The organism is Gluconobacter sp. P5E10 (genome assembly GCF_018812145.1).
Taxonomy (GTDB): domain Bacteria; phylum Pseudomonadota; class Alphaproteobacteria; order Acetobacterales; family Acetobacteraceae; genus Gluconobacter; species Gluconobacter cerinus.
In genome coordinates this window covers 34,406-58,707 of sequence record NZ_JACRVZ010000002.1, presented here as the reverse complement: position 1 = coordinate 58,707, position 24,302 = coordinate 34,406, and the positions used below count along the sequence as shown (strand labels likewise).

The 24,302-nt window shown below is 55.5% G+C and carries 23 protein-coding genes; 15 read left to right on the top strand and 8 right to left on the bottom strand.

The genetic code is table 11. The features are described 5' to 3' along the window. Together KP707_RS04300 and KP707_RS04295 are read right to left on the bottom strand one after the other, a co-directional pair. Complete coding sequence (locus KP707_RS04300; RefSeq protein WP_211502282.1) at positions 1–870, bottom strand: ABC transporter ATP-binding protein; 870 nt, start codon at positions 868–870, stop codon at positions 1–3. Positions 871–974: 104 nt separating this feature from the next. After that, positions 975–1,640 carry an alpha/beta hydrolase gene (locus KP707_RS04295; protein ID WP_064274695.1) on the bottom strand — a complete coding sequence of 222 codons (666 nt, stop codon included), beginning with the start codon at positions 1,638–1,640 and terminating at the stop codon, positions 975–977. A 137-nt stretch (positions 1,641–1,777) separates the two neighbouring features. Between KP707_RS04295 and KP707_RS04290 the strand changes: the two genes are divergently transcribed. The 5 genes from KP707_RS04290 to KP707_RS04270 all read left to right on the top strand — a co-directional run bounded on the left by KP707_RS04290 (position 1,778) and on the right by KP707_RS04270 (position 6,350). After that, entirely contained in the window at positions 1,778–2,869 is a 1,092-nt protein-coding gene (locus tag KP707_RS04290) for a cysteine desulfurase family protein (RefSeq protein ID WP_211502281.1), read from the top strand. Positions 2,870–3,122: 253 nt separating this feature from the next. Then, a complete protein-coding gene (locus KP707_RS04285; RefSeq protein WP_211502280.1) occupies positions 3,123–4,271 on the top strand; it encodes a cysteine desulfurase family protein in 1,149 nt (382 codons plus the stop codon). A 17-nt stretch (positions 4,272–4,288) separates the two neighbouring features. Next, positions 4,289–4,603 carry a ferredoxin family 2Fe-2S iron-sulfur cluster binding protein gene (locus tag KP707_RS04280; protein ID WP_046900759.1) on the top strand — a complete coding sequence of 105 codons (315 nt, stop codon included), beginning with the start codon at positions 4,289–4,291 and terminating at the stop codon, positions 4,601–4,603. Between the two features lie 5 nt (positions 4,604–4,608). Beyond that, positions 4,609–5,691, top strand: a complete 1,083-nt coding sequence (gene mnmA, locus KP707_RS04275; protein WP_211502279.1) for a tRNA 2-thiouridine(34) synthase MnmA — start codon at positions 4,609–4,611, stop codon at positions 5,689–5,691. A gap of 2 nt (positions 5,692–5,693) precedes the next feature. Further along, the gene (locus tag KP707_RS04270) at positions 5,694–6,350 is read left to right on the top strand and encodes a glutathione S-transferase family protein (protein WP_211502278.1); all 657 of its coding nucleotides are present in this window, start codon (positions 5,694–5,696) and stop codon (positions 6,348–6,350) included. A 14-nt stretch (positions 6,351–6,364) separates the two neighbouring features. Here the strand turns inward: KP707_RS04270 and KP707_RS04265 are convergent, their stop codons facing one another. After that, the gene (locus KP707_RS04265; protein WP_215751645.1) at positions 6,365–6,583 is read right to left on the bottom strand and encodes a hypothetical protein; all 219 of its coding nucleotides are present in this window, start codon (positions 6,581–6,583) and stop codon (positions 6,365–6,367) included. A 154-nt stretch (positions 6,584–6,737) separates the two neighbouring features. Here KP707_RS04265 and KP707_RS04260 point away from each other — a divergent pair, with 154 nt between their 5' ends. The 3 genes from KP707_RS04260 to KP707_RS04250 all read left to right on the top strand — a co-directional run bounded on the left by KP707_RS04260 (position 6,738) and on the right by KP707_RS04250 (position 9,750). Further along, on the top strand, positions 6,738–7,823 hold the full coding sequence (locus tag KP707_RS04260) for a DNA topoisomerase IB (protein ID WP_211502277.1): 1,086 nt from the start codon (positions 6,738–6,740) through the stop codon (positions 7,821–7,823). 149 nt (positions 7,824–7,972) lie between these two features. Continuing rightward, positions 7,973–9,226 carry a sodium:proton antiporter gene (locus KP707_RS04255; protein WP_046900764.1) on the top strand — a complete coding sequence of 418 codons (1,254 nt, stop codon included), beginning with the start codon at positions 7,973–7,975 and terminating at the stop codon, positions 9,224–9,226. Between the two features lie 59 nt (positions 9,227–9,285). After that, the gene (locus tag KP707_RS04250; RefSeq protein ID WP_232309178.1) at positions 9,286–9,750 is read left to right on the top strand and encodes a hypothetical protein; all 465 of its coding nucleotides are present in this window, start codon (positions 9,286–9,288) and stop codon (positions 9,748–9,750) included. Positions 9,751–9,767: 17 nt separating this feature from the next. Here KP707_RS04250 and KP707_RS04245 read toward each other — a convergent pair whose 3' ends face one another. Beyond that, complete coding sequence (locus KP707_RS04245; protein ID WP_211502276.1) at positions 9,768–10,712, bottom strand: SMP-30/gluconolactonase/LRE family protein; 945 nt, start codon at positions 10,710–10,712, stop codon at positions 9,768–9,770. A 138-nt stretch (positions 10,713–10,850) separates the two neighbouring features. After that, positions 10,851–11,783: a hydrogen peroxide-inducible genes activator gene (locus tag KP707_RS04240; protein ID WP_086633398.1), complete on the bottom strand. Its 933-nt coding sequence runs from the start codon at positions 11,781–11,783 to the stop codon at positions 10,851–10,853. Between the two features lie 146 nt (positions 11,784–11,929). Here KP707_RS04240 and KP707_RS04235 point away from each other — a divergent pair, with 146 nt between their 5' ends. The 6 genes from KP707_RS04235 (at position 11,930) to KP707_RS04210 (ending at position 17,438) form a co-directional block, all read left to right on the top strand. Continuing rightward, the gene (locus tag KP707_RS04235; RefSeq protein WP_211502275.1) at positions 11,930–12,661 is read left to right on the top strand and encodes an SDR family oxidoreductase; all 732 of its coding nucleotides are present in this window, start codon (positions 11,930–11,932) and stop codon (positions 12,659–12,661) included. A gap of 119 nt (positions 12,662–12,780) precedes the next feature. Next, positions 12,781–13,905, top strand: a complete 1,125-nt coding sequence (gene add / locus KP707_RS04230) for an adenosine deaminase (protein WP_211506652.1) — start codon at positions 12,781–12,783, stop codon at positions 13,903–13,905. A 167-nt stretch (positions 13,906–14,072) separates the two neighbouring features. Next, on the top strand, positions 14,073–14,636 hold the full coding sequence (gene ahpC / locus KP707_RS04225; protein WP_211502273.1) for an alkyl hydroperoxide reductase subunit C: 564 nt from the start codon (positions 14,073–14,075) through the stop codon (positions 14,634–14,636). Between the two features lie 98 nt (positions 14,637–14,734). Continuing rightward, positions 14,735–16,297, top strand: coding sequence for an alkyl hydroperoxide reductase subunit F (gene ahpF, locus KP707_RS04220; protein ID WP_064274705.1), 1,563 nt, complete (start codon positions 14,735–14,737; stop codon positions 16,295–16,297). Positions 16,298–16,332: 35 nt separating this feature from the next. Further along, complete coding sequence (locus tag KP707_RS04215) at positions 16,333–16,995, top strand: LysE family translocator (protein ID WP_233126093.1); 663 nt, start codon at positions 16,333–16,335, stop codon at positions 16,993–16,995. A 110-nt stretch (positions 16,996–17,105) separates the two neighbouring features. Continuing rightward, the gene (locus KP707_RS04210; protein ID WP_064274707.1) at positions 17,106–17,438 is read left to right on the top strand and encodes a YegP family protein; all 333 of its coding nucleotides are present in this window, start codon (positions 17,106–17,108) and stop codon (positions 17,436–17,438) included. Between the two features lie 63 nt (positions 17,439–17,501). On the opposite strand, the gene KP707_RS04205 is transcribed toward KP707_RS04210, so the two are convergent. Next, positions 17,502–18,605, bottom strand: a complete 1,104-nt coding sequence (locus KP707_RS04205) for a LuxR family transcriptional regulator (RefSeq protein ID WP_249202786.1) — start codon at positions 18,603–18,605, stop codon at positions 17,502–17,504. 128 nt (positions 18,606–18,733) lie between these two features. On the opposite strand from KP707_RS04205, the gene KP707_RS04200 reads away from it, so the two are divergent. Continuing rightward, entirely contained in the window at positions 18,734–20,419 is a 1,686-nt protein-coding gene (locus tag KP707_RS04200) for a Hint domain-containing protein (RefSeq protein ID WP_211502272.1), read from the top strand. Positions 20,420–20,477: 58 nt separating this feature from the next. On the opposite strand, the gene acnA is transcribed toward KP707_RS04200, so the two are convergent. Next, complete coding sequence (gene acnA, locus KP707_RS04195; RefSeq protein ID WP_215751622.1) at positions 20,478–23,168, bottom strand: aconitate hydratase AcnA; 2,691 nt, start codon at positions 23,166–23,168, stop codon at positions 20,478–20,480. 33 nt (positions 23,169–23,201) lie between these two features. Beyond that, on the bottom strand, positions 23,202–24,224 hold the full coding sequence (locus KP707_RS04190; protein WP_215751623.1) for an isocitrate/isopropylmalate dehydrogenase family protein: 1,023 nt from the start codon (positions 24,222–24,224) through the stop codon (positions 23,202–23,204). Positions 24,225–24,302: the final 78 nt, after the last annotated feature.

Sequence of the window (24,302 nt, the reverse complement as noted above, 5' to 3'; positions counted from 1 at the left end):
TCAATGCTCCCGCGGAGCCGTGATTTCAAGAAAGGCGTCTTCAAAGTCGGGGATGGAAACGGATGTTCCGTCAGGAAGGGCGAGGTCCTCGGTCCATCCGTGAGCAAGAATGCCGCTCTCCCGCTGCCCGAGTATCTGGCATGGCAGAGTGTGCAGTACTTCCGGAGTGCTGTGATCGAGCCACCGGGTCTGTGTTCGGAAAACTTCTGCAGACACATCCAGAACAAGATGGCCTTGCCGAACAAACAGCAGGCGTGAGCACAGACGTTCGAGATCGGACAGAATATGTGATGAAATCAGAATACTGGCGCCAACGCGCGTTGCATAACTGCCCAGCAGATTCATGAAATCCCGCCGGGCATGAGGATCGAGGCTGGCGACAGGCTCATCCAGTACGAGGAAATCGGGCTCGTGTCGCATGGCCAGAAGAATAGCCAGACGCTGTTTCTGGCCGCCCGAGAGGTTGCGAACAATCTTTTTGAAATCCAGATCGGCCCATTGCAGCAAGATGGGATCAATAGGTGGCAGATCGCCGTAAAACGCTCCGATATAATCAATCAGTCGACCGACACTGAACGCTGTAAATCCACTCATGGTCTGGGGGACAAACCCGGTGCGGGCCCGGAGGTCTCGCGGCAGCGCGAGAACACTTTGGCCAAAGATGTCCACAGACCCCTGATCGGGGATCAGAAATCCCATGAGACAGCCGATCAAGGTGGATTTTCCGGCACCATTGCGCCCGAGTAGAGCTACGGTTTCACCGGGTTCGACGGTAAAAGAAACGTGGTCGAGCGCAGTGAAGCTGCCGAAGCGTTTTGTGAGGTCCGTCACACGGACGGGTAAGGTCGGGGGGGCGGGCCGGATTGTCATGCAATAAACGTTGCACAATGTTACTGAACCGACAAACAAAAAAATAGCCTGCGATCCGGACAGGAAAGCAGGCTATTTTTATAGTCCTGGTTGAAGAACCGGGATCAGTCGGCGGCCAGTGCGAGAGCCTTGCGGCCACGCATGGTCATGACGTGATCTTCCAGTGCTTCTCCGACGCGCTCAGCCTGCTTGGCGAAAATGTGGTCGGCATCGTCGAAGATACGATAATCGACCGTCACATTCTTCTGCGTGTTGAGCTTGTCGACCAGCTTGCGGATGCCTGGCTCGGGAGCCATTTCGTCCTTGCCGCCAGCGATCATCAGACCACTACACGGACAAGGTGCAAGGAAGCCGAAGTCATAATCATTGGCTGGAGGTGCAACGCTGATCCAACCACTGATTTCCGGGCGGCGCATCAGAAGCTGCATGCCGACGAACGCACCGAACGAGTATCCGGCGATCCACAGTTCGCTGGAGTTCGGGTTGACCATCTGCATCCAGTCAAGTGCTGCAGCTGCATCGGAGATTTCTCCGATACCGCCATCGTAACGCCCCTGGGAGCGGCCGACGCCGCGCGAGTTGTAGCGCATGACCGAGAAGCCCATCTTCTCGAAGTGGCGATACATCGTGTACGTAATACGATTATTCATGGTGCCGCCGTGAAGCGGGTGTGGGTGCAGCACCAGGGCGAGGGGAGCGTTTGGTTCGCTGGAGTGGTGGTAACGACCCTCAAGCCGGCCATCTGGGCCGGCGAACATCACTTCAGGCATGAATACTCTCGCTCTATGTCCGGCAGGATTACGGCCCTGCCTTCCGGTGGGCGTCTGTATATCGAGTTGAAAGCCAGAATTTCCACCAAAATCGACTCGGGATTGCGATTCCTGCAACTCTGCACGATCTAGAGAACATGACGAACGCATCTGCTCCGACCTATCTTGACGCCAATGCAACCGAGCCTCTGCGCCCCGCAGCGAGGGAGGCTGTGCTGTCCGGTCTGCTGCTGTCCGGCAATCCGTCTTCGGTCCACGCGGAAGGGCGCGAAGCTAGGCGATCTCTTGAAGATGCCCGTAGTCGTATCAGTGCGGGTTTCGGGCGGATTTCCGGGACCTGTGTGTTCACGTCCGGTGGCACGGAGGCTGACGCAATGGCCATTCATGCGTTCGGTAAGGGACGTAGGATCCTGATCGGCGCAACGGAGCATGATGCCATTCGTAAAGCCACCCCGGACGCGGACATTATTCCGGTGAATGACCAGGGCATTCTGGACCTTGAAACCCTCCGCCAGCGTCTCGCGGATGGGGCACCAACACTTGTCTGTGTCATGGCTGCCAATAACGAGACAGGGGTTTTGTCGCCACTAGAGGATGTGGCTGCGCTCTGCCGCGACTCGGGCGCACATCTGCATGTGGATGCGGTTCAGAGCGCTGGGCGACTGCCCTTCAGCCTGAATGAGTGCAGCGTTGCTCTCTCGGGGCACAAGATGGGCGGACCAAAAGGCGCAGGCGCGTTGCTGCTGCCACGGGATGAACCGATTGATGCCCTGATGGTGGGCGGTGGTCAGGAGCGCGGTCGGCGAGGAGGAACGCAACCTTTGCCAGCTATTCTGGGCATGGCTGCTGCTTTTGACGAGGCGCAGGCGCAAGACTGGTCCGCTATTGAGGCACTGCGGGAGCACGTCGAACAGGTGGCGATGGCAGCGGGAGCCCGTGTTGCCGGGCGTGAGGTCGCTCGCCTGCCGAACACAAGCTGCCTGATCCTCGACGGGGTTGCTGCACAGGTGCAGCTCATGACGCTTGATCTGGAAGGGTTTTGTGTTTCTGCCGGTTCGGCATGCTCTTCTGGAAAGGTCGCGGCATCTCATGTTCTGACGGCGATGGGAGAGACAGCCGGGGCCTCTCAGGCAATACGAGTATCGTTGCCGTGGAATGTGAGGGCAGAGCAGGCTGACGCGTTTTGTGATGCCTATGAGCGTATGGCGCGTCGTTTGAGCAAACGTTAAGGCGCGCTCATGTGGTCATTTTCCAGTCTGAGTTTCCGGGCCTGCTCTTTCAGAAAGGCTCGCCGGGCGTTGATCCATCGGCCTAAAGGGGAAATGAGGCTGAGGAGTAGAATACCGAAGGCGATGGCAAACAGAGTGCTGCCAGGGGGATCAGGTCCATGAGGCATTCTCTGCCTGAAACAGGCTTCGAGGCTGAAAAGCCCATCTATATCTGGAACCGTAACGATCTGTGTTGGTCAGTGGAAGGTATAGCGTGATTTATCTGGACTATTTTTCCACAACGCCCTGCGCCCCTGAGGTTGTGGAAGCAATGCTGCCCTGGTTCGCGGAGGATTTTGGTAATCCACATAGTGTTCATGGCCCGGGCCAGAAAGCGGCGCAGGCTGTCGATGCAGCCCGCCAGACTATCGCTGACCTGATCGGCGCTGAAGCCCGGGAGCTCGTTTTTACGTCTGGAGCCACGGAAGCCAACAATCTTGCCATCAAGGGAGCCGCTCGCCACCTGAAGCGCATGGGCAATGAGCGTCGTCGCGTTGTTACCGTTGCCACTGAGCATAAATGCGTTCTGGAATCCGTTCGGGATCTGGAGACTGAAGGCTTTGACCCTCTTATCTTGGGAGTGGACGGGCAAGGGCGTGTTGATCCCGAGGCTCTGCGGGAGGCACTGTCGGTGCCGACACTGCTTGTCAGCATCATGACGGCGAATAATGAGACGGGCATCCTGCAGGACATTCCACTCCTGTCACGAATCGCCCGTGAGGCTGGGGCGTTGTTTCACACTGACATGGCGCAGATGGCCGGGAAGTTGCCTGTTTCGCTGGATGGTATCGATCTAGCGTCTTTTTCCGCGCACAAGATGTATGGCCCCAAGGGGATCGGTGCCCTGTATGTGCGGCGTCGTCCCCGTGTGCGACTACAGCCGCTCTTTTCCGGGGGAGGGCAGGAACGGGCCTTTCGTTCAGGCACGTTGCCTACCCCTCTTGTCCTGGGGTTCGGGAAAGCTGCGGAGCTGGCGAAACAAAGATTGGATGTGGATATTTTGCAGATTTCCGCCCTACGGAATGATCTGTGGCGCCAGATTGAAACGGCACTTCCAGGATGTGAACTGAATGGACGTGAAGTCTCGCGCCTGCCGGGTGCGCTGAATTTCTGTCTACCGGAAGGCGTGCGGGCGACGGACATCCTTGAACGGGTCCCGGAAGTTGCCATGTCTACAGGGTCAGCCTGTTCGGCCGCAGAAATTACCCCCTCTTATGTGCTGACGGCGATGGGACTTTCTGCAGAGAAAGCATCGCGGTGCTTGCGCCTGTCGGTCGGACGCTCTACCTCCAAGCCCGGTATTGACCGTGCGGCGGCTCTTCTGATCGATGCTGTCCGTACCTGCCAACCTTCAAGAGACTGAAACAAGACGGACAGCCCATGCCCAAGATGACCTTTATCGAACGTGACGGTTCCCGCCGTGAAGTTGACGCGCCTGTCGGCCTGTCGGTGCTGGAAATCGCTCACAAGCATGACATTGACCTCGAAGGCGCCTGCGAAGGCTCCCTGGCCTGTGCGACGTGCCATGTCGTGGTGGACCCGGAATGGGCTGGCAAGCTGTCCGAGCCGACCGACGATGAAGAAGACATGCTGGATCTGGCCTTCGGCCTTGAGCAGACATCCCGTCTGGGCTGCCAGATTGTCATGACCGAAGATCTGGACGGTCTGACCGTTCAGCTTCCAAAGGCGGGCTGAAGACCATGCGTATCCTCGTTGCCATGTCGGGAGGCGTGGACAGCTCCGTAGTGGCCGCGCTGCTCAAAAGGCAGGGCCACGAGGTGATCGGTGCGACCCTCCAGCTTTACGATCACGGTCAGGCGTCCAAGCCGGGCGCCTGCTGTGCCGGGCGGGACATCATGGATGCCCGCGCCGTGGCGGATAAGCTGGATTTTCCGCATTACGTCATTGATGCGGAAAGTCGCTTTCGTGACAGCGTGATTGAGAACTTCGCAGATGCGTATGCGCGCGGGGAAACCCCCGTGCCGTGCGTGGCCTGCAATCAGGGCGTGAAGTTCACGGATCTTCTGGGCATGGCCCGCGATCTGGGCTGTGAAGCGATGGCGACCGGGCATTATGTCCGGCGTGTTGAAGGTCCGTGTGGTGCTGAAATGCATCGCCCCGTTGATGCAGAGCGGGACCAGACCTGGTTCCTGTTCGCGACGACGAAAGACCAGCTTGATTACCTGCGCTTCCCGCTTGGCGAGATGCCGGACAAGGCGCATGTGCGTGAACTGGCACAGGAGCTTGGACTGGAAATCGCGGCCAAGCCGGACAGTCAGGATATCTGCTTCGTCCCAAGCGGGTCTTACGTTGATATCGTAGAGAAGCTTCGTCCCGAAATTCGGGGTGAAGGCGAGATCGTGGATGAACAGGGCAAGGTCCTTGGGCATCATGAAGGCGTTGCGCGCTATACGGTTGGGCAGAGCAAGCGGCTGGGAGACATCCATACGGCCGTTGGCGAACGCCAGATGGTAACGCGGATTGATGTGCCAAAGCGCCGGATTGTTGTTGGACCTCGCGTTCAGGCGACCGAAGTTGAGACGCGCAAGGCGATCCGTCTGCGGGACATGAACTGGCTGATTGATGCTCCGCCGGAAGGTGTCTCCTGTGGCGTGCAGATCCGTGCCCGGGAGAAGCTCCGGGATGCGGTGGTGAAGCCTCTTGAGAATGGTGGCGCGCTAGTCGAACTGCTGGAGCCAGCCATGCCGGCGCCAGGGCAGGCCTGTGTTCTGTATGATGGAAGCCGCGTTCTGGGTGGCGGGTTTATTCTGGCTGGAGAGTAAGAATGGCAGGGACACTTCTGATCGGGTCGCGGCGGTATTCGTCCTGGTCTTTGCGTGGCTGGCTGGCCGTCAAGCTGGCGAAGCTGGATGTGGAAGAGAAGGTCATTGCTCTCAAGGGCGGTGGCAAGACTACGGAAATCCACGCACTGTCGCCCAATAAGCTGGTGCCGTATTTGCAGCATGATGGCGCGCATGTCTGGGAAAGTCTGGCCATCTGCGAATACTGCGCCGAGCATAAGCCGTCTCTTTGGCCGCAGGACCGTGTGGTGCGTGGTCATGCCCGCAGCGTCAGCGCCCAGATGCACGCCGGTTTCCGCCCAATCCGGCAGAATTGTCCGATGGATGTGGAACGTGTTCCAGCACCTTTGTCAGAAATTAGCGAAGACCTGGCCAAGGATGTTGCTCTGTTAAGCGAGACGCTGAAGGGGGCACTTCTGCGCTCCGGCACGGCCACGCCGTATCTGTTCGGGGACGTCCTGACGGTGGCTGACTGCATGTATGCGCCCGTCGCTATCCGGATTCACACGTATCAACTTAATGTTGACCCCGTTGTGAAAGCTTGGGTTCAGAGCATGTTGCACCATCCGCTCATGAAGGAATGGTACAGCCTTGCGGATGCAGAGCCTGCTGAGTGGCGACTGAGTTACGAAGACAAATAAGGGTCTGGCTTCGTTCAGTGGTGAACGAAGCCCATTCCAGTTTGTAAGGCGGTGCGAAACACATCAGACCAGATGCTGCTACCGCCACCACCACGGCCTCCACCAGGCCCGCTGCCCGTCTGACTGAATGGTGGGCCGTCGTTGCTGTCAGCAGTTTCTGACATATCGGATGGTGCATGCGATGCGCAGCTTGCGAGCAAGAGCATACTGCATCCCAACAACAGTCGTTTCACATCTGTATTCCCTACCCGTAATGTCCTCCTTGTAAGTCACCTGTGGAAAAGCAGGTGTCATGTCAGGAAGTATCAGGAAGCGTAAGCAGATCTGACGAAACTCCGGTTCCAGCAGCACGCTGTTACAGTTGGACGGACAGGGAACCGCGAAACCGTGACAGCAAGACTTTCACCTGAGCAGAAACAGGCCCGGCGCGCGGGTTTGCATTATGTGGACAGGACGGAACCAGGAATTACCCGCAGACGAGCCGGCAAAGGCTTCGCCTATTACGATTCTTCCGGAGAGCGCATCACGGATCAGGACGTTATTGGGCGCCTGAAACGCCTGGGAATTCCTCCGGCTTATCGCGATGTCTGGATTTGTGCTGATCCCGATGGTCATCTGCAAGCCGTCGGCACCGATGCGCGGGGGCGGTTGCAGTATCGCTATCATCCCAAATGGCGGGAAACCCGGGACGTCGCCAAGTTCGGTCGAATGCTTGTCTTCAGTGAGCATCTTCCTGCCTTGAGAGCGCAGGTGGCAAAGGATCTGGCGCGCAAGAAGCTGGACCGGGACCGCGTTCTGGCCGCGATTGTCTTCATTATGGAACGGACAATGGCCCGGATCGGAAATGACCGGTACGCGCGTGAAAACCGTAGTTATGGCCTGACAACGCTGCGGCACCGGCATGTTGATGTGACCGGAAAGCACGTCACGCTTGATTTCCGGGCCAAACATGGAATTGAGCAGCATCTGGATTTGTCTGACGCTCGACTGGCGCGGCTTGTGTCACGCCTCGAAGATCTGCCGGGGCAACGTCTCTTCCAGTATCTGGATGAAAACGGTGAACGCCACGATGTGCACTCACAGGATGTGAACGACTACCTTCAGACCATCACTGGTGAAGACATTACGGCCAAAGACTTTCGCACTTGGGCTGCCACGCAACTGGCTGCCGTCACGCTCTGTGCCTTCAGCGGCTACGATACGAAAGCGAAAGCCAAAAAGCAGGTTGTGGAAGCCGTGAAGTCCGTGGCTGCCCGGCTTGGAAATACGCCTGCGGTCTGTCGGAAGAGCTATATTAATCCCTGTGTGGTGGATGGGCATCTGGACGGGACTTTGAGGGCCGCGTTTCAGAAGCGCGCGCAGGATGTTCTGGATATGCCGGAGCATGGATTATCGGCTGAGGAAGCAGCGGTGACGGGCTTCCTGGCAAACCGTTTGCCGCATCTTCGAAATAACGGCACATCAAAGTCCTGAACCGCAGTATGTTGAAATCTTTCGCAGGAAACTCTGCCTGTTACAGAAGCTTCTGTTTCTGACGGACCGTATAAAAATGCGTCGTAACGGAATTGATGGCTGGCGACGGAAGGTCAGTGCATGATGCACTGTCAGGAGGAGAAGAACGGATGAACTCGCTGGGTCTTTTTGCCTTGCTGATGCTGGGAGCGACGTGTTTCGGGGTTTTGAACGAGCGCCTTTTCAAGCTTCCCCTGACCATCGGTATTCTCCTGATTTCCATGGTCATTTCGATGCTGATCATGCTGATCAATCCTCTGGTGCCAGGCTACGACCTTCAGCACATTCCCCGGACCCTCCTTGGGCAGGTCAATCTTCCAGAAACGCTTCTGGAAGGGGCTCTGTCCTTCCTTCTTTTCGCTGGGGCCATGCAGGTTAATCTCGGACTGCTGCTCTCCCGCGGAAAGGCTGTGGCTGCACTGGCTATCTTGGGAACGGTATTGGCCGTGGGGCTGCTGGCAGGCGCAGCATGGTTGGTCTTTCCGCTGCTGGGTATGAATGTTCCCTTCAGCTGGTGTGTCGTTCTGGGGGCTATTCTCGCGCCGACGGATCCGGTTTCCGTCGTGGGAATGTTGCGTCGGTTGGGTTTGCCAGAAGCTCTTCAGGCCACTTTTGCAGGAGAAAGCCTGTTTAACGATGGCGTAGGCATTGTGATGTACGGGACCGTCATCGGTCTTGCGACCGGCGAGGTCCATAGCGTTGCAATGACGGACTTTATCGTTCGTTTTCTCGTGGAAGCGGTCGGTGGTGGCGTGCTGGGAGGTGTGCTGGGCTGGGTCGCCCTGAAGATCATTCGGGGCGTGCAGGACATGCAGATTGATCTGCTGGCTTCGCTGGCCTTGGCAACGGGCACTTACAGCCTTGCCAGTTCTTTGCACATGTCCGGCCCGATTGCCGTGGTTGTGGCAGGGATGTGGCTGGCGACTGATACAGGCAAGCGTGCGATTCCAGAGCATTCCCGCCAGGAGCTCACCACGTTCTGGGGGCTTATCGACGAAATCCTGAACGCATTGCTGTTTCTGCTGATTGGATTTGAGCTTCTCGAAATTACCCCACATTTGCCCAACCTTGTAGCGACACTCATCATCATTCCATTGTCCGTAATTGTTCGAGGACTGAGTGTGTTCCTGTCCACAATGCCGGTTCACCTGAAAAAAGGTGAGCGTGGTAGAGCTCTCGGTGTTTTGACCTGGGGGGGGCTTCGGGGCGGGATTTCCGTGGCATTGGCCCTGGGGTTGCCCCCGGGGGAACTGAGGGAGACGCTACTGCCGGTTTGCTATGGGGTGGTGGTCTTTACAATCATCGTGCAGGGACTGACGATGGAGAAGGTGGTCAATCGGCTTTACCCGAAAGCTACCAGTTGAGTGTATGCCTGCTGAGAGATTTTGGCAGACTGAAAATGGATCGGCAGGAGTGCGGTAAAATGGTGACTTTAAAGCGGGTGATGGGTCTACTAATCGTGACGGGTGCCGTCATGGGTGTGTCCGGGAATGCATTTGCCGCCAAGGGATTCCCGGGACAGGCAGGATGCTGGGCTGCTCTTCCGGGTGAAGACGAGCGACCGGAAGTGACGTGTCGGAGCTTCACGGAAGATTTGCTGAAAAGTCTTGAGAAAGCCACGCCTGCACAGGTGACGTCTATTCTGGGTGTTCCAGGCAAGGACCATAAGCCCACCTATTTCGAGAGCGCGAACAAAACGCCCGGAGCCTATAACGGCTACGTTGAGCTGACGTATACCGCCGGACACGTCTCGGATCTGTCTGCTGTTTTGACGCAGGTTCAGCCGAACGGCATGGCAAGTGACGAGAAGGATTATCAGTGGGGCGTCAGTAAGGCTGGCTGCTCCGATTTTCCGGGAAGCAAGAAAGCCTGCGATACGTCCAACTAAAGAACGGTGCTCTGGATTCAGTCCCTGAGGTCCAGAGCCACCAGTTTTTCGCGGCAGGTAATGAAGAGGCGCCTACTCTCCGGGCCACCAAATGTACAGTTCGTTGGTGACCACGGAAGAGGGATGAACCCAAGCGTGCAGCCCGAGGCGTCGAGCACGTAAATCCCATTATCTGCGGTGGTCCATACCCATCCGCGATGGTCTACGGCCAAGCCATCAGGTACGCCGTTTTCTGTGCTGTACAAGGGGCGTTTCCCCGTTAGCTTTCCATGGCGGCCGACATCAAATGCATGGATGTGGCAGCCGTGACCGCCAATTTTTCTGGATGTGTCCGTTACGTATAGGGTTTTCCTGTCTGGCGAAAACGCCAGAGCATCGGGCTGGTCCAGATCAGCCATGCGCGTCAGATCGCCAGTTTTTCGATCGTATCTATACACGCTGCGATGGGGAAGTTCTGGTGCCGCGATATACCCTTCTCTCGCAGAGTGGATGCCGAAGATTGGGTCAGTGAACCAGAGGGTATGATTGGGGCCAGTGATAATGGCATTTGGGGCGTTAAGGCGGCCGCCCTGGTAGTGCGTGATGAGGGGCAGGGTTTCCTGACCGTCCTGTGAAAGACTGATGCAGCGACGTCCCTGTTCGCAATGCACCAGCGTGCCATCCGGGAGGAGGGCATTGCCGTTGATGAACCACGTGGGATCAATAATGGTGTGGACATGGCCGTCCGGGTGCCATGCCATCACTCTGCGTGAGATGACATCTGACCAGATGAGCCTGTTGCGGTCCTGATCCCAGACCGGGCTGTCGCCCAGCGTTGTTCCCTCGTGGAGCAGCAGAAGCGGAATATCGAAATCCAGAACGGCAGCGAGTGCCGGGTCATCAATCCGGATGCCTGGAAGAGGGCCTGATGTTTCTGGTGCACCCGGTAACCGCAGGAATGTACCAATCAGAGCGTTCTTCACGCGGCGCGTCTTATCTGAATACGCATTGCGACTTTCTCAGCCATATTTGTGGCGCAGGCCTACAGCAGTGTTTGGCTTCCCCGGACAGAGCCTTCGGAAAAGCGATATCTTACAAAAACGCCCTGATGTTCACGGGGTTCATGCCGGATACATTTTGCATCCTTCGGGGGTGGCCTGCCGTAGAAAGATGCCGAGTTCCCGGAATGTGCTGGCACGTGGATCTGAGGCGCGCCACACGAGGCCGATTGTCCGACTTGCTTCGGGTTCGGAAAGGGGGCGAACGGTAATGAGGTTCTCAAAATCCATCCGGTTGCGCAGAGCAAGCCGGGGAATGAGCGAGAAGCCTTCGCCCGCACCAATCATGTGCCAGAGCATCTCCAGGCTTGTGGCCAGTCTGGTTTCGCGCTGTCTGGGAATGGTGGGACAGATGGACAACGCCTGATCGCGAAGACAATGGCCGTCTTCCAGCAACAGAAGATCAGGTCGCCCCAGTTGTTTCAGCGAGATCCTGTTCTTGCCAGCCAGTTCATGCGTGACTGGAAAAACCCCCAGAAAAGCCTCTTCGAAAAGAGGAAGTGCTTCCAGTGCCTCCGACGGAGCAGGCAGCGCCATCAGAGCCAGATCGAGTTCGTTGTTTCGCAGAGACTGGACCAGCGTATCCGTCGTTCCTTCTGTCAGGCGCAGATTCAGGTTCGGATAGGACTGCCGCAAATGGGGGAGCGTGCCGGGGATGTAATACGGGCCAAGCGTCGGGATGACGCCCAGGCGCAGAATGCCATCCAGCGGACTGGTGCGCGTCCGTGCGACTTCCAGAAGATTCCGGGCTGCCGTTAAAACTTCACGGCCAAGCGCAATCAGGCGCTCTCCATCAGGTGTGGGGGCGACGTGCCTGCGCGAACGCTCGAACAGCGTAACGTCGAGAAGCTGCTCCAGCTTGCGGACCTGCTCTGAAAGGCCCGCCTGGCTCACACCACAGCGTTCTGCCGCACGAGAGAAATTGCGCAGGTCATCCACTGCCACGACATATTCGATGTCCCGCAGGGACAGGCCGGAAAGGGGAACGTAACTCATGAATTATAGATAATACCGAACACCAAAATATGGAAGTGCGGTTTTTCCTATATTTGCATGAAAGCGTCATCGGCCTTGGCAAGACACATCTGCTGACGAAGCGTATAAGGTTTCAAAGAATTTCCACAGCAAGGATAGAAGACTCCATGACACAGCGCGCTGCTCTCGTGACCGGTGGTTCCCGTGGTATCGGGGCCGCAATCGCCCTTCGTCTCGCCACAGACGGATATGACGTTGCGATCTCTTATGCCAGCAACGAAAAGGCTGCTGCGGATATCGTCAGCAAGATTGAAGCCAAGGGCCGCAAGGCTGTTGCGATCAAGGCCAATGGCGGAACAGCGGAAGGTAACCGCGCTGTTGTCACGAAGGCCGTGGAAACATTTGGTCGGCTGGATGCACTCGTCTGTAACGCCGGCATTTATCCTTATGGGCCGATCGATCAGATGACTGTTGAGCAGATCGATCAGGTGCTGAACCTGAATGTTCGTGCCGTTATGATCGAGACGATGGAAGCTGTGAAACATCTGGGGCAGGGTGGCCGCCTGATTTACATCGGCTCTGCTTTTGGTGCCCGCGCACCTTTCCCGGGTATTTCTCTTTACTCCGCTACCAAGGCGGCTCTGGAAGGCTTTGCCCGCGGCGTAGCGCGTGATGTTGGGACAAAGGGGGTTACCGTTAATGTGGTCGAGCCAGGTCCGATTGATACGGATCTGAACCCGGCTGACGGCGAAGGTGCGGCCCTGATCAGCAGTTTCACCGCGACGAACTCCTACGGCAAGGTTGCTGATATTGCGGATTTCGTAGGCTTCCTTGCAAGCCCTGCTGCCTCCTACATTACCGGCGCTTCCCTCCCGGTAGATGGCGGTCTGACGGCCTGATCTAAATTAACGTGCGGTCTATCCTGTTTTCTCTCCTTGTTATCGGAGCGGATGCGCAACATTCTCCCTGCGAAAGTCGTGGGCAGGGGGATGCCGCGTAAACGCTAAAGGAAAACAGGATGACGTTCGGGCGCAGGTTCTTTCTGGCAAATACAATGCTGTTTTCAGCCAGTATCGCTTTGACCGGGCGTGCATCGGCTGTGGCAGCTTCAGACGGAGCGGGCGATGATATGACCCGCTTCATCTATGCAATGCCAAAGGCCGAAATGCATGTGCATATTGAAGGCACGCTTGAGCCGGAAATGAAGTTCCGTCTGGCCCAGCGCAATGGGGTCTCCCTGCCGTACAGCACGGTTGAAGACATGCGGGCCAGTTATAACTTCCACGACCTTCAGAGCTTTCTGAAGATTTTCTATGAGGGCAAAACCGTTCTGCTCAAGGAGCAGGATTTCTATGACCTCACATATGCCTATCTGACCAAAGCAGCCTCTCAGAATGTGCTGTATGCGGAGATATTCTTCGATCCGCAGATGCATACAGACCGTGGCATTCCGTTCGCTACGGTTATGAGTGGCCTCACGCGGGCGCAGGCTGATGGCCGACGCAATCTGAAGATCGACTCCCAGCTTGTTCTTTGCTTCGAGCGGGAACTGACGGCTGAGTCTGCCATGAAGACGCTGGAGGCAGCGCTTCCCTATCGTCAGCATATTGTCGGCATTGGGTTGGACTCTGACGAGAAGAACAATCCCCCTGACAAATTCCGGGAGGTGTTTGCCCGCGCCCGTAAAGCCGGTTTCCACCTGACGATGCATTGTGACCTGAACCAACTCGATACGCATGAACATATCCGGCAGGTGCTGGAAGACATTCAGGCAGACCGCATTGATCATGGCGGCAATATTCTGGAGCGTCCGGATCTGGTGGCTGTGGCAAAACGCCGAGGCACAGCGTTTACTGTTTGCCCGGTTGCCTGTGGCTGGCTGCGGGAGAATGGTGAAAACATCAACATCATTCGCGGAATGCTGGATCAGGGTCTGAAAGTTACGGTCGCGTCTGATGATCCCGCCTACATGAAGAGCAATTATGTGGCGGAGAGCCTTGTCGTGGCGCAGGGCGATGGCGCGTTGAGCAAAGGCGATCTTCTGACGCTGGCGCGAAACAGTTTTGAGGCTGCCTGGATCAGCACGGCGCAGCGCAAAATCTATCTGGGCAAGCTGGAAGCCTTTCGTCGTCAGTGGGCTTGAAGGACTGGTCAGTGGGGCTGATATGAAATAGGTAGTGGTGATGAGGGTTTGATCTCTGTTCGGTTTGACCGATCAATCATATTGACAGGAACTGTTTCCTGACCTTCTCATTTTGTGGGACATAGGTTCCGCAACCTAACACGAGCGACAAAGCAGGAGACCTTCTGATGGTTCGCATTAACTCCACACTGGCCCCGTTCTCGACCGATGCATTCCGCAACGGCGAATTCCTGACGGTCACGGATGCAGACGTCCGTGGCAAGTGGTCCGTCTTCTTCTTCTATCCGGCAGACTTCACGTTCGTTTGCCCGACGGAACTCGAAGATCTGGCTGACAATCAGGCCGCTTTCGACAAGCTGGGCGTTGAAATCTATTCCGTTTCCACGGACAAGCATTTCACGCACAAGGCTTGGCACGACACGTCCCCGGCTATTGGCAAGATCAAGTACACCATGCTGGGCGACCCGACGGGTGCGATCTCCCGCAACTTCGGTGTTCTGATCGAAGAAGCTGGCCTGGCTGATCGCGGCACGTTCCTGCTCGATCCGGAAGGCAAGGTTCAGTACATCGAAATCACGGCTGGTGGCGTTGGCCGCTCCGCGACCGAACTGCTGGAGAAGATCCAGGCTGCACAGTATGTCGCCACGCATCCGGGTGAAGTCTGCCCGGCCAAGTGGAAGGAAGGCGGCGAAACGCTGAAGCCTTCTCTCGACCTCGTCGGCAAGATCTGATTTTGCCGGGTGAGGCGGGATCGCCTCACCATTCCCTGCCCCTTCATCGGGGCAGGGCTCTTCAAGATTTCACCAATTTTAAATTGCTGGAGAAAACGATGCTTCAGGACGACCTGAAAACCCAGATGCGCGCCTATATGGAATATCTGCGCAGTGACGTCGTGCTGGAAGCTACCCTTGGCACCGACGAGCGCTCCGCCGAAGTGCGTGGACTGCTGGAAGACATGGCCAGCCTGTCCAACAAGGTGACGTTCTCCGACGCCGGAACTGCTTCCCGCCGCCCATCTTTCCTGATCCGCCGGGCCGGTTCGGTTGAAGCCGTGACATTCGCCGGCCTCCCGATGGGGCATGAGTTTACCTCGCTGGTCCTGGCGCTGCTTCAGGTGAGCGGTCATCCGCCCAAGATCGACGCTGATCTTGTTGAGCAGATCAAAGCGCTGGACGGGGATTTCCATTTCGAGACCTATTTCTCCCAGTCCTGCCAGAACTGCCCGGATGTGGTGCAGGCGCTGAACGCCATGAGCGTCCTGAACCCGAAAATCCATCACGTCGCGATTGATGGGGCGGATTTTCAGGAAGAAGTCGAACGCCTTGGCATTCGGTCTGTGCCGCAGGTCTATCTGAATGGGCAGCCATTTGCCTCTGGCCGCATGGAAGTCGCGGATATTCTGGCAAAGCTGGATGCGTCGTCTGTTGAGCGTGCGGCTGCCAAGCTGAACGACGTTGCACCATTTGATGTTCTGGTACTGGGTGCGGGCCCGGCGGGTGCATCCGCAGCAATTTATGCTGCACGTAAAGGCTTGCGGACGGGCCTCGTTGCGGACCGTTTCGGTGGTCAGGTGATGGATACGGCTGGCATCGAGAACTTCATTTCCGTCAAGGAAACAGAAGGCCCACAGCTATCTGCTGCGCTTGAAGCCCATGTGCGCCAGTACGACGTGCAGATCATCGCGTCCCAGAAAGCTGCCAAACTTGTTCCGGCGGCTCAGATTGGTGGCTTGCATGAGATCGCTCTGGAAAGTGGGGCGAGCCTGCATTCCAAGACGGTCATTCTGGCAACCGGTGCACGGTGGCGGCAGCTAGGCGTTCCGGGTGAAGAGGAATATCGCACCAAGGGCGTGGCCTACTGCCCACATTGCGATGGCCCGTTCTACAAGGGGCGCCCTGTTGTTGTGACGGGCGGTGGCAATAGCGGTGTAGAAGCTGCAATTGATCTCGCGAATATCGTTTCACACGTTACGCTTTTGCAGCGTGGTGCGCATCTGAAGGCAGATAAGGTGTTGCAGGACAAGTTGCTGAGCCTGCCTAATGTCACGGTTCTGATGAGTGCGCTCACCACGAAGATCGAAGGTGATGGCAAGGAAGTCACGGGCCTGACTTACAGCGATGCCGATGGTGGCCTGCACCACATCAAGACGGATGGCGTATTCGTTCAGATCGGTCTGCTGCCAAATACAGACTGGTTGAAGGGAACCCTGGATCTGAGCCCGTATGGTGAGATCGTAATCAACGATCATTGCGCAACATCAGTGCCGGGGATCTACGCTGCGGGTGACGCGACGACAGTGCCGTACAAGCAGATTGTCATTGCCATGGGTGAGGGCGCAAAGGCCTCCCTATCTGCCTTTGACTACCTGATCCGCTTGCCTGTGCAGGCATAATTGGTGAGGCCTTGGGGGGAACGGAAAGGATGTATATGGTTCAGGCCATGCATCCTTATCTGCTCCCCCTCCTTGCCTTCGCACTGACTGCCGCCGTTTTCACCATTACGCCGGGCCTGGATACCGCCATGACCCTCCGGACGGCCACGACGTCTGGCTGGAAAGCCGGGCTGGCAGCCGTTATGGGAATCTGTCTTGGGCTTGGCGTCTGGGGCCTGGGAGCGGCTTTTGGCCTGACCGCCCTTTTGGCGGCATCAGAGACAGCATTCACAGCCGTCAAATGGGCAGGTGCGCTTTATCTGGGATGGATAGGCATCAAGCTGCTTCTACATCCCCGATCATCCTTGTCGAAAGAAGAGGCTGAAGCAGCCATTGAGCAGCCGACGAACCGTCCAGAGGCAGGACTGGCCTTTCGGCGCGGTTTGCTGAGCAATCTGCTGAACCCCAAGGTTGGCGTCTTTTACATGACGTTTATGCCGCAGTTCATTCCGCCTCATGTCAACGTGCGCGAATTTTCGCTTCTGCTAACCGCTATCCAGGCGTTGCTGTCTTTTGCATGGCTTGGACTGCTGGTCGCCTTGACCATTCCCCTTGGACGCTTTCTGTCCAGCCCGACTGTCGTACGACGTATGGACCGTCTAACCGGCAGTGTTTTTTTGCTGTTCAGTCTTAAGCTGGCACTTGCCCGTCGGGCTTGAGAGCAGACTCGATTTTTCAGCACTTTTTGTGGCAGGCTCAGAGCAGCAGGTCTTCTTGAATCTGGTATGCGGGGTCTGCTGATGAATGCTGTTCTGAAAGGAGCTCGATCATGAGTGCAAAATTTGAACTCTATACCGACACTGCTGGCGAATATCGTTTCCGCCTGAAAGCAGCTAACGGAGAGAATATTCTTGCCAGTGAAGGGTACAAGCAAAAAGCCAGTGCGGTGAATGGTATTGCTTCCGTTCAGAAGCATGCCCCTGACGACGCCCATTATGAGCGTAAGATTTCAGCGTCTGGAAAGCCATTCTTCAATCTGAAGGCTTCAAACGGGCAGGTGATTGGTAGCAGTCAGGCGTACAGCAGTGAAAGTGCGCGGAATGCCGGGATTGAATCCGTTAAGAAAAATGCACCGTCAGCTGTGACAGTGGATGCTGTATAAGAAGATCTGTTAATCTGCCTCTGCATCATTTTAGTACTATTGATGCAGGGGTGTGTAATAAAACTAGGCTATAAAGCTGATATTCTTAACAAAAGCCGTAAGTTGGCTCTGGCTATTGACGCCTAACCTGACAAAAATATCTTTGACCATCTGTCGGGCAGTTCCTTCGGTGATATTCATTTTCAAAGAAGAGTCCTTAATGGAATTCCCATTCGCGATCAGGCAGGCAATTTTTGATTGAGACGCTGTAAGGAAAAGGTTGCTCAAAATAGCTTCCGTTTCAGAATTGACTCTATGAATGGAAAAAATAACCATTCTGGTTTGTTCCATTTGGGATGAAACGTTTATTACTTTCGCAAAGAAAATCTTATCTGTTTCGGTTTTTATTTTTATAGGATTGTAAATATCGCCGGATCCGGAGAGGAGGCGAGAAAATTTACTGTTACCATCAGAACTCTTCACTTGTATTGTGTTGTTTTTTATAAAAATTCCATCGGATTCCATCCGGATTAGGTTGTTGTTCGCATATACAATTTTATTTTCTGAATTAATCAGAGCAATTCCAAACGGCATTTCTTTAAAGGAATTCTCAAATATTTCATGAAAATTCTTGCTCTTGTTAAAGGAGATTCCGGTTCCAACTGCTTGAATAACGTGCGGAATTATTCGTGTCAGGTTTTGCTTGATGATTGCGCTTGATTGTATTGTTAATCCGTCTGGAGACTGTACAGACAGTAGAAACCTATTCCCATTTTCAGTTTTGAACATGGCATGATGTATTCTTCGAACACCAAATTCCCTTAAAAATTCCATGTAAAACGGTATTTTGTCGATTTGTTTGTCAGATAAGAAGCTGTCATCAACATACAGGAAATCATTCTCTATTTTTTTTCTTGTATAGACAGACAGAGGTGATTTGTTTCGCCAGTGATTGTAATATAATTCTTCTGTTTTCGGATCCTGATTGGAGCCAAACCGCCATTCAGACATGTCTTCGTCTAATGGAATTAAAGATGCGCCGCCAAAACTGCTATCTGTGCAGTATTTTGCGATATTTACTAAGGCTTCATTCCATTCAGAACGGTCTTCAATAGTTTTGTAGATATTTTTTGTAATAAAAATATGAGTTTCCATTTGATGGATTCTTTCTTTTGAAGCCGGAATCATCAGACAAAAATATTCAAAAAAAAGCAAACATCCACTACCATATGGGAGTGGTGGCCAAAATTCTCATGCTTCAAAAAAACAGGCGCGGTGAGTTGCAGATCTCATCTGGCTAGAGGCAGGAGAAAACAATGGTAGCGTCAGTAATTTTCACCCCAGATGGGGGAGATCAAGCTGTTCTTACGGCCCAGAACGGCATAATAACCATAGATAATTCGGGAAGTATAACGGGAGCAGCGTTCTATACGGGGCTTCCGGTGGCAGATGTAAGTAAATCTACTACAGGATCTGTTGTTATAAACAATAATTCTGATGTAAGCGCATCTACTTGGAAGGTCGGAACGACTGCCGACGCAGCTGTAGTTACCGTAAGCGACGGAGCATCTCTGTCTCTCGATAACACTGTTACGGTTTCAAGTAACTCTAAAATAATTATTGGAAACGGCGGAACGGTAGTTCTTGGCGGGTATGCGACAACAACTGTCGGACTTATCCAGTTCGATGAAGGTGGCGGCGGTACAATTGAAATTGCAGCAGGAACAACGCCAAGCATTATCGGATATATTACAAATATTAAGGAAAACGACACAATTATTTTGAATGGCCTCTCGGCAGATGGCTACACGTATGTGAATGGAGTTTACACGCTGACCAGTCAGGGGCAGCCAATTTCTGGAACGTCTTCATTCCAGCTTCCCGAAGCGAATGAAGGAACGACTTTCACGGTTTCGACGATCAACGGCAAAACTTATCTGAGAACACTGGTTGTCGTGTGCTTTTTGCGGGGATCAATGGTCCGCACCGCACAGGGAGAGGTCGCTGTTGAAGATATCTGCATTGGCGACGAAGTTACCGTTTATGACTGGCAGGCTCAGGCTGAAGTAAATCGCCCGGTCGTGTGGGTTGGAACCAAAAAGGCCTTTGTCTGCCCCGGACTGCCTGATGACAAAGCTGGTTATCCGGTCCGTGTTCTCAAGAATGCCATCTCAGATGGTGTGCCCTATGAAGATTTGCTGATCACTGCTGAGCATTGCCTGTTCTTCGACGGTAAATTCGTACCTGTGCGGATGCTCGTAAACGGTCGCTCCATTTTTTACGACAAGAGCATCACGTCTTACGACTATTACCATGTAGAGACAGAGCAGCACTCTGTTATTACCGCGAATGGCGTTCTTACAGAGAGCTATCTGGACACAGGAAATCGTCGCTCATTTGCTCAAAGCGGCAATGTCGTCACCTTGGGGGGGCGTGCTAAAACATGGGCTGAAGACGGGAATGCGCCGCTGGACGTCAGGCGCGAGTTTGTGGAGCCGCTATTCCACCAGTTTGATGCGCGTGCCAGCAAGGTCTGCTCAGAGACGGTTTCCGAAGATGCACCTCTTACGGACGATGCCGATCTTCACCTGGTGACGGACACCGGCACGGTTATTCGCAAGACCCGTGAAGCCAATGACCGTGTCATGTTCATGATCCCTGCCAACGTCAAAAGTGTGCGGATTGTCTCCAGAACCAGCCGCCCGAGTGACGTTATCGGCCCGTTTGTAGATGACCGACGCAACCTCGGCGTTCTGATTGGTGATATCACTCTGTTTGAAGAGAGCCGTACTCACCGGATTACAGCTCATCTGAAGACTGAGGCGCTGGAAGGCTGGAGTAATCCGGAGAAGGGTAACATGCGCTGGACAGCTGGTCGTGGCCTTCTGCCGCTTGGCAGCCGCCCTTCCAACAGCATTGCCATTCTTGCTCTGCAGATCAAGGCTGGCGGACCATACAAGCTGGCCCCTCAGAACGACGCAGGCCTGTCTCTTACAGCCTGAGACACGGTATTTTCCTGCTTTGGCTCTGTCCCCTTGTCGGGGGCAGAGCCTTTTTTGTTCAGGCCGCAGCCATACCGCGCAGGACGTAAGGCAGGATGCCGCCATGGCGATAGTAATCTGCCTCGTCCACCGTATCGATGCGACACAGGAGGGGAACGTTTTCCTGTGTGCCATCACGACGGGTGATGGTCATAACCAATGTTTTGCGAGGAGTCAGATCACTGATGCCCGCAATATTGATGGTTTCAGTCCCGTCCAGATTCAGTGTCTTGCGCGTCGTTCCAGGTTCGAACGTGAGTGGCAGAACACCCATTCCCACAAGGTTTGAACGGTGAATGCGCTCAAAGCTCTCGGCGATGACGGCTTTGACACCAAGGAGACGCGTACCTTTCGCGGCCCAGTCGCGGGACGAGCCCATGCCGTATTCCTTGCCGCCGAACACGACAAGTGGTGTTCCTTCGTCAGCGTAGCGCGTGGCCGCATCATAGATGGACATGAGTTCCCCATCCGGCTGATGACGTGTCATGCCACCTTCGGTACCCGGCGCCATTTCATTGCGGATACGGATATTGGCGAAGGTGCCGCGGACCATCACGCGGTCATTGCCGCGGCGTGACCCATAGGAGTTGAAGTCTTTAACCGCGACCTGATGTTCCTGAAGGTATTCGCCTGCAGGAGAGGACGTTGCGATGGAGCCGGCAGGCGAGATGTGATCGGTAGTGATGTTGTCACCAAGCAGCGCCAGAACGCGTGCGCCTGAAATGTCACTCGTTGTTTGTGGGTCAGCTGTCAGGCCAGAAAAATATGGCGGATCCTGTACATACGTGGAGCCAGGCTGCCATTTGAACGTGGCTGAATCACTGGCTGTTCCAAGCGCCTGCCATTCCGGCGTGCCTTCCGTGATGCGACCATACCGCTCAACGAAGGCATCCCGGGTAACCGCGGACCCAACCAGTTCTGCAACATCATGGTTAGAGGGCCAGAGATCCTTCAGATAGATGGCCTTGCCGTCCGGCGTGTGACCCAGAACGGCTGTCGTAATGTCCTGACGCATCGTTCCGAGCAGGGCGTAAGCAACCACAAGTGGAGGGCTTGCAAGGTAATTTGCGCGAACGTTGGGTGAAATACGCCCTTCAAAGTTCCGGTTGCCGGACAGGACGGATGTTGCCACGAGGTTATGTCCCTCAATGGCATCAACTATCGGCTGGGCCAATGGGCCTGAGTTTCCGATGCAGGTCGTGCAGCCATACCCAACGGTTTCGAAGCCCAACGCATCCAGATCTGCCGTTAGACCTGCACGATCCAGATAATCGGTCACGACCTGCGACCCTGGCGCGAGCGAGGTCTTGACCCATGGCTTGGGCTTGAGGCCGAGTGCACGTGCCTTACGGGCAACCAGTCCTGCGGCAATCAGAACGGCCGGATTGGACGTGTTGGTGCAGGATGTAATGGCCGCGATAACGACCGAACCATGCTCCAGCGCGTAATCTGTTCCAGCGACCGGAGCGGTGACGATGGTATTTTCCGGTTTGACGCCGAGCGTCTCCGTTAGGGCCTTCTCGAAAGCCTCGGAGGCAGAGCGGAGTTCAACGCGATCCTGTGGGCGCTTCGGGCCTGCAAGAGACGGCGTGACGGTGCTGAGATCCAGCGAAAGCGTGGAAGAGAAAACTGGCTCTGGCGTAGAGGCATCACGGAACATCCCCTGAGCCCGCAGATAGGCTTCAACAAGCGCAATACGGTGTTCGTCACGGCCGGTCTGGCGCAGGTAATCCAGTGCCAGCGCATCGACCGGGAAGAAGCCGCAGGTTGCGCCATATTCCGGGGCCATGTTGGCGATGGTTGCGCGGTCTGCGACGGGCAGATGGTCCAGTGCAGGGCCATAGAACTCGACGAATTTCCCGACAACGCCCTTGGCGCGCAGCATCTGCGTGATGGTCAGGACAAGGTCTGTGGCAGTGGTGCCTTCGGGGAGCTTGCCATCCAAACGAAAACCGACGACATCCGGAATGAGCATGGAAATTGGCTGACCGAGCATCGCGGCTTCGGCTTCAATGCCGCCAACGCCCCAGCCCAGAACACCCAGTCCATTGACCATGGTGGTGTGGGAATCTGTGCCATACAGCGTGTCCGGATAGGCGTAGGTCACGCCATCAATCGTGCTGGTCCAGACAACTTGGGACAGGTATTCCAGATTGACCTGATGACAGATGCCCGCACCTGGCGGCACAACGCGGAACTGGTCGAATGCCTGCTGGCCCCAGCGGAGAAACGCATAACGTTCGCCATTCCGCTCGAATTCCAGAGAAACGTTCTGTTGAAGGGCGTCTGCACGGCCTGCCACGTCGACCATGACGGAATGGTCGATCACAAGATCAACCGGCACAAGCGGATTGACCTTCCGCGGGTCTCCGTTGAGCGCCAGAATGCCATCGCGCATGGCGGCCAGATCGACGACAGCCGGAACACCTGTAAAATCCTGCATCAGAATGCGGGATGGCTTGAACGGCACTTCCTGCGTTGAACCCGCGTACTGCAGCCAGTCTGCAATGGCCTTTGCATCTTCAGCTTTGTAGCTCGTGCCGTCCGTGAAACGCAGGACGTTTTCGAGTAGAACCTTGAGGCTGACGGGAAGGCGGGAAATGTCCCCGATCTTCTCCGCTGCGACAGGAAGAGAGAAATAGCGATAGGTCTGTCCGTCAACGGACAGGTCGCGCTGGCTGCCCAGAAGATCGCGTCCAACCTGTTTCATGATGTGTGTTCCCTGCTGGTCGTGTCGTCTGGTTTAGTGAATGGCGCGCAGGAGGGCCTGCGTGACGTCTTCTGTTGTAGCCGTGCCGCCAAGATCGCGGGTGCGAATATTGCCTGTCGTCAGGACCTGCTTCATGCTGGCATCAAGGCGGGCGGACAGGTCCTGACGTCCCACATGGGCCAGCATCATGCTGGCTGCCATCATCAGTGCGAGCGGATTAGCAATGCCCTGACCTGCAATGTCAGGTGCTGAGCCATGAACGGCTTCAAAAACAGCCATTTTCTCGCCAATGTTCGCGCCTGGTGCCATACCCAGTCCACCGACAAGCCCCGCAGCCAGATCAGACAGGATATCGCCAAAAAGATTGGTCGTGACGAGAACGTCGTAATTTTCCGGCTTGATGACAAGTTCCATCGCGCAGGCATCGACAATGCGCTCTTCAAGCTCCACGCGGCCTTCATATTCTGCGGCTACGCGGCGGCCTTCATGCAGAAAGATGCCGCTCAGGATCTTGAGGATATTGGCCTTGTGAACCAGCGTAACCTTCTTGCGGCCGTTCTTCACAGCGTATTCGAACGCAAACCTTACGATCCGGTTACATTCCGCTCTCGTGTTGAACCCGGCGCCGTATGCCACAGCTTCCGGATCGTCCCCAACGCGCATGTAGTGTTCCATGGCGGCGTAAAGGCCCTCAACGTTTTCCCGGATCACGACCAGATCGACGTTCTCATAACGACCACCTGGCACGATTGTCTGCGTCGGACGAACATTCGCATACAGATCGAACTGCTGACGGAGTGTCACATTGATAGAGCGGAAGCCTTTGCCCACAGGTGTTGTCAACGGGCCTTTCAGCACCAGGCCCGTACGGGCGATGCTTTCCAGCGTCGCATCAGGCAGGGCGCTTCCCTGGCTCTCCAGAGCACCCATGCCTGCGCTCTGATGGTCCCAGACAAAAGGCGCTCCTAGAGCATCAAGCACTGTTGTTACAGACGCCATGATTTCTGGTCCGATACCATCACCGGCGAGAAGGGTAGCGGGGATCTTGTCGGTCATGGGGGCGTCCTGTCTGTCCGTATGTGAGAAGGCGTGCGGACTTTAGAGAGGAAAACTGTTAGATCCAATATTTCCATA

What these genes read in the sequence shown, in the direction of transcription:
- KP707_RS04300 (WP_211502282.1), bottom strand. Translation starts at nt 870, where the DNA reads ATGACAATCCGGCCCGCCCCCCCGACCTTACCCGTCCGTGTGACGGAC.
- KP707_RS04295 (WP_064274695.1), bottom strand. Translation starts at nt 1,640, where the DNA reads ATGCCTGAAGTGATGTTCGCCGGCCCAGATGGCCGGCTTGAGGGTCGT.
- KP707_RS04290 (WP_211502281.1), top strand. Translation starts at nt 1,778, where the DNA reads ATGACGAACGCATCTGCTCCGACCTATCTTGACGCCAATGCAACCGAG.
- KP707_RS04280 (WP_046900759.1), top strand. Translation starts at nt 4,289, where the DNA reads ATGCCCAAGATGACCTTTATCGAACGTGACGGTTCCCGCCGTGAAGTT.
- mnmA (WP_211502279.1), top strand. Translation starts at nt 4,609, where the DNA reads ATGCGTATCCTCGTTGCCATGTCGGGAGGCGTGGACAGCTCCGTAGTG.
- KP707_RS04270 (WP_211502278.1), top strand. Translation starts at nt 5,694, where the DNA reads ATGGCAGGGACACTTCTGATCGGGTCGCGGCGGTATTCGTCCTGGTCT.
- KP707_RS04255 (WP_046900764.1), top strand. Translation starts at nt 7,973, where the DNA reads ATGAACTCGCTGGGTCTTTTTGCCTTGCTGATGCTGGGAGCGACGTGT.
- KP707_RS04250 (WP_232309178.1), top strand. Translation starts at nt 9,286, where the DNA reads ATGGTGACTTTAAAGCGGGTGATGGGTCTACTAATCGTGACGGGTGCC.
- KP707_RS04240 (WP_086633398.1), bottom strand. Translation starts at nt 11,783, where the DNA reads ATGAGTTACGTTCCCCTTTCCGGCCTGTCCCTGCGGGACATCGAATAT.
- KP707_RS04235 (WP_211502275.1), top strand. Translation starts at nt 11,930, where the DNA reads ATGACACAGCGCGCTGCTCTCGTGACCGGTGGTTCCCGTGGTATCGGG.
- add (WP_211506652.1), top strand. Translation starts at nt 12,781, where the DNA reads ATGACGTTCGGGCGCAGGTTCTTTCTGGCAAATACAATGCTGTTTTCA.
- ahpC (WP_211502273.1), top strand. Translation starts at nt 14,073, where the DNA reads ATGGTTCGCATTAACTCCACACTGGCCCCGTTCTCGACCGATGCATTC.
- ahpF (WP_064274705.1), top strand. Translation starts at nt 14,735, where the DNA reads ATGCTTCAGGACGACCTGAAAACCCAGATGCGCGCCTATATGGAATAT.
- KP707_RS04215 (WP_233126093.1), top strand. Translation starts at nt 16,333, where the DNA reads ATGGTTCAGGCCATGCATCCTTATCTGCTCCCCCTCCTTGCCTTCGCA.
- KP707_RS04210 (WP_064274707.1), top strand. Translation starts at nt 17,106, where the DNA reads ATGAGTGCAAAATTTGAACTCTATACCGACACTGCTGGCGAATATCGT.
- KP707_RS04205 (WP_249202786.1), bottom strand. Translation starts at nt 18,605, where the DNA reads ATGATTCCGGCTTCAAAAGAAAGAATCCATCAAATGGAAACTCATATT.
- KP707_RS04200 (WP_211502272.1), top strand. Translation starts at nt 18,734, where the DNA reads ATGGTAGCGTCAGTAATTTTCACCCCAGATGGGGGAGATCAAGCTGTT.
- acnA (WP_215751622.1), bottom strand. Translation starts at nt 23,168, where the DNA reads ATGAAACAGGTTGGACGCGATCTTCTGGGCAGCCAGCGCGACCTGTCC.
- KP707_RS04190 (WP_215751623.1), bottom strand. Translation starts at nt 24,224, where the DNA reads ATGACCGACAAGATCCCCGCTACCCTTCTCGCCGGTGATGGTATCGGA.